The 3,332-nt window shown below is 70.2% G+C and carries 5 protein-coding genes and 1 pseudogene; 2 read left to right on the plus strand and 4 right to left on the minus strand.

Annotated features, from left to right (window positions below):
• Positions 1-89: 89 nt before the first annotated feature.
• Both ACZ562_RS38240 and sodN read right to left on the minus strand, forming a co-directional pair.
• Entirely contained in the window at positions 90-503 is a 414-nt protein-coding gene (locus tag ACZ562_RS38240; protein ID WP_471189321.1) for a helix-turn-helix transcriptional regulator, read from the minus strand.
• Between the two features lie 153 nt (positions 504-656).
• Entirely contained in the window at positions 657-1,052 is a 396-nt protein-coding gene (sodN, locus tag ACZ562_RS38245; protein WP_020123534.1) for a superoxide dismutase, Ni, read from the minus strand.
• 145 nt (positions 1,053-1,197) lie between these two features.
• On the opposite strand from sodN, the gene sodX reads away from it, so the two are divergent.
• Positions 1,198-1,632: a nickel-type superoxide dismutase maturation protease gene (sodX, locus tag ACZ562_RS38250; protein WP_471189324.1), complete on the plus strand. Its 435-nt coding sequence runs from the start codon at positions 1,198-1,200 to the stop codon at positions 1,630-1,632.
• Here sodX and ACZ562_RS38255 read toward each other — a convergent pair.
• The gene (locus ACZ562_RS38255) at positions 1,536-2,165 is read right to left on the minus strand and encodes a CGNR zinc finger domain-containing protein (protein ID WP_471189316.1); all 630 of its coding nucleotides are present in this window, start codon (positions 2,163-2,165) and stop codon (positions 1,536-1,538) included. The genes sodX and ACZ562_RS38255 overlap by 97 nt on opposite strands.
• Before the next feature lie 100 nt (positions 2,166-2,265).
• Between ACZ562_RS38255 and ACZ562_RS38260 the strand changes: the two genes are divergently transcribed.
• The gene (locus ACZ562_RS38260) at positions 2,266-3,036 is read left to right on the plus strand and encodes a class I SAM-dependent methyltransferase (RefSeq protein ID WP_471189318.1); all 771 of its coding nucleotides are present in this window, start codon (positions 2,266-2,268) and stop codon (positions 3,034-3,036) included.
• An 80-nt stretch (positions 3,037-3,116) separates the two neighbouring features.
• Here ACZ562_RS38260 and ACZ562_RS38265 read toward each other — a convergent pair.
• Positions 3,117-3,332 (minus strand): annotated as a pseudogene (locus ACZ562_RS38265) (ectoine/hydroxyectoine ABC transporter ATP-binding protein EhuA); the annotation flags it as partial.

The raw sequence follows: 3,332 nt of genomic DNA on the forward strand, positions 1-3,332 counted from the left end.
GTACGTCCAGTACGAGGACTTCCGGCCGGCACGCCGAGAGCACGCACCGGACGCCGCTCCTTGACGGGCAAACCTTGGCTGACGCGGCACTAGGCGCTGGAGGGCGGTCGCGCCGCCCGCTTCGGACGGGTGAACGTCCTGGCCACGCAGGCCGGGATCGTCGCGCTCGACTCGTGGGAGCGGGCGCGGTAGGCGCTCGGGGTTTCGCCGACCAGTTCCGTGAAGCGGGAGCTGAAGGAGCCCAGGGAGGTACAGCCGACCGCGAGGCAGACCTCCGTGACGGTCAGGTCGCCGCGGCGCAGGAGCGCCTTGGCGCGTTCGATGCGGCGGGTCATGAGATAGCTGTACGGGGTCTCGCCGAACGCGCTGCGGAAGCTGCGCTGGAAGTGGCCCGGCGACATCAGCGCTGTGCGGGCGAGCGCCGACACGTCGAGGGGCTCGGCGTACTCGCGGTTGATGCGGTCGCGCGCCTGCCGTAGCCGTACGAGGTCCTCCGTGGTCACCACCCCGTCAGCATGGCACGATCCTCCCCGCCTGCGCGCCCTCGCGCCCCGAACACCCGAAGGGGCCCGGCCGGAGTTCGGCCGGGCCCCTTCGGGCTACCCGCTGACCTGCGATGGTGCACCGATCGCCGGTCGTCGGAGGCTGACGGTGCGTCAGGCCTTCTTGGTCTCCCAGAAGATCTTGTCGATCTGGGCGATGTAGTCCAGCGCCTTCTGCCCGGTGGCCGGGTCGGTGGACGCCTTGGCGGCCGAGAGGGCCTTCAGGGCGTCGTTGACCAGCTGGTGCAGCTCCGGGTACTTCTCGAAGTGCGGGGGCTTGAAGTAGTCGCTCCAGAGCACCGAGACATGGTGCTTCGCGAGCTCGGCACGCTGCTCCTTGATGACGGTGGCGCGCGCCTGGAAGTGCGGGTCGTCGTTGGCGGCCATCTTTTCCTGGACGGCCTTCACCGACTCCGCCTCGATGCGGGCCTGGGCCGGGTCGTACACACCGCAGGGCAGGTCGCAGTGCGCGCTGACCTTGACCTTGGGGGCAAACAGGCGGGAAAGCATGGAGCATTCCTTCCTCGTGATCGTCTTCTCAGGTGGGACATTACTCCCTGGCAGAGGGGAATTCGCGAGTGCCCCCATGGGCTTAGGACAAAAGTCCGGGGTCAGACTGGGACTGGTGGAGGAACGGACCGGGGAGGTGCCGGGGATGCCGGAGCTGTCGCAGGAGAGCGAGCGGGGGAGGGCGGTGCAGCCCTTCGGACGCTTCGAGGTGACCGGGCCGTCGATGGTGCCCACGCTGTACCACGGCGACTGGCTCCTGGTGCGGCACGGGGGCCGGATCAGAACCGGTGACATCGTGGTCCTGCGCCATCCCTTCCAGCAGGACCTGCTCATCGTCAAGCGTGCCGTGCAGCGGCGCGAGGGGGGCTGGTGGGTGCTCGCGGACAACGCGTACGCCGGGAGCGACAGCAACGACTACGGCGTCGTGCCCGACGAACTGATCCTGGGCAAGGTCCGCTTCCGGTACCGGCCGCCGAGGCCGGATCAGCGCTCGCCGCTCGCGGCACTGCGCTGGCTGGTGTCTGCCGCCAGGCCGGTCTTCCCGGACCGGTCCGCCTCGAGGCGCTTGCGGGCGCGGTAGGCGGCCACGTTGGCGCGGGTGGCGCAGCGGTCGGAGCAGTAGCGCCGGGAGCGGTTCGTCGAGGTGTCGAGGTAGGCGTTGCGGCACGGTGCGGCCTCGCACAGTCCGAGGCGGTCGACGCCGTACTCCGTCAGATGGAACGCCAGGCCCATCGCCGCGATCGCCGCGTAGCCGGCGGTCACGTTGGACGGGTGGTCCGCGAGGTGCATGTGCCACAGCGGGCGGCCGTTGTCGTCGCGGAAGTCGTGCCCGGAGATCTGCGGGCTCACGGGGAACTCCAGGAGGAGCGAGTTCAGCAGGTCCACCGCGAGCGTCTCGTCGCCCTTGTCCGCCGCCTCGAAGACCGCGCGCAGCCGGGACCGGACCGAGCGGAACCGGGTCACGTCCGCGTCGGTGGCGCGGCGGGCCGCCGACTGGGTGCCGCCGAACAGGTCGCGGACGGCCTCGACCGAGGTCAGTGAGTCCTTGCCCCGGGCCGGGTCCTCGCTGTTGACGAGACGGACGGCGTAGTCCGAGTAATAGGCCAGTTCCACTTGTAGTCCTTACGAGGGCGGTCTATCGTCATGATGCGGTCGGGTAACAGCTGATCGTGCTTCCAGGGTATTACGTGAACCTGCGCCGCGGAGGGGCTCGATGACGGACACGGACACCACGACGGCCGGGGCCGACTGGCACGCCTGGCAGGACAGCTGGGACCGGCAGCAGGAGTGGTACATGCCCGACCGCGAGGAACGCTTCCGGATCATGCTTGACATGGTCGAGGCCCTGGTCGGCCCGGCCCCGCGCGTGCTCGACCTCGCGTGCGGCACGGGCAGCATCACCGCCCGCCTGCTCGCCCGTCTCCCCGAGGCCACCAGCACCGGCGTCGACCTCGACCCGGCGCTCCTCGCCATCGCGGAGGGCACCTTCGCGGGCGACGACCGGGTCTCCTTCGTCACCGCCGACCTCAAGGACCGCGACTGGCCGGCGACACTGCCGTACGACTCGTACGACGCCGTCCTGACCGCCACGGCCCTCCACTGGCTGCACAGCGAACCCCTCGCGGCCCTCTACGGTCAGGTCGCGGAGCTCGTCCGCGACGGCGGTGTCTTCATGAACGCGGACCACATGATCGACGACACGACGCCCCGGATCAACGCGGCCGAGCGGGCGCAGCGCCACGCACGCATGGATCAGGCCAAGAACGACGGCGCCCTCGACTGGGCCGAATGGTGGCAGCTCGCCGCGCAGGACCCCGTCCTCGCCGGGCCGACCGCGCGCCGCTTCGAGATCTACGGCGAGCACGCCGACGGCGGGATGCCGTCCGCTGCCTGGCACGCGCGCGTGCTGCGCGACAGGGGCTTCGCCGAGGCGCGCCCGGTGTGGTGTTCGCCGTCGGACACGCTGCTGCTGGCGCTCAGGTAACCGAAGGTCGCCGCGGTGCGCGGACCATGCGAAAGGGGCGGTGCGGGGATGACCCGTACCGCCCCTTCTTGTGCGTGCCGTCAGAGGACCTTGGACAGGAACGACCTCGTGCGCTCGTGCTGGGGGTTGGTCAGGACCTCGCGCGGGTGGCCGGACTCGACCACCACGCCGTCGTCCATGAAGACCAGCGAGTCGCCGACCTCACGGGCGAAGCCCATCTCGTGCGTGACGACGATCATCGTCATGCCGTCCTCGGCGAGGTCCCGCATCACGTCGAGGACCTCGCCGACCAGCTC

Source organism: Streptomyces sp. NPDC040410 (genome assembly GCF_055595715.1).

Excerpts from the sequence above, each read along its gene's own strand:
- sodN (WP_020123534.1), bottom strand. The coding sequence starts at position 1,052 with ATGCTTTCCCGCCTGTTTGCCCCCAAGGTCAAGGTCAGCGCGCACTGC.
- sodX (WP_471189324.1), top strand. The coding sequence starts at position 1,198 with ATGCCGGAGCTGTCGCAGGAGAGCGAGCGGGGGAGGGCGGTGCAGCCC.
- ACZ562_RS38260 (WP_471189318.1), top strand. The coding sequence starts at position 2,266 with ATGACGGACACGGACACCACGACGGCCGGGGCCGACTGGCACGCCTGG.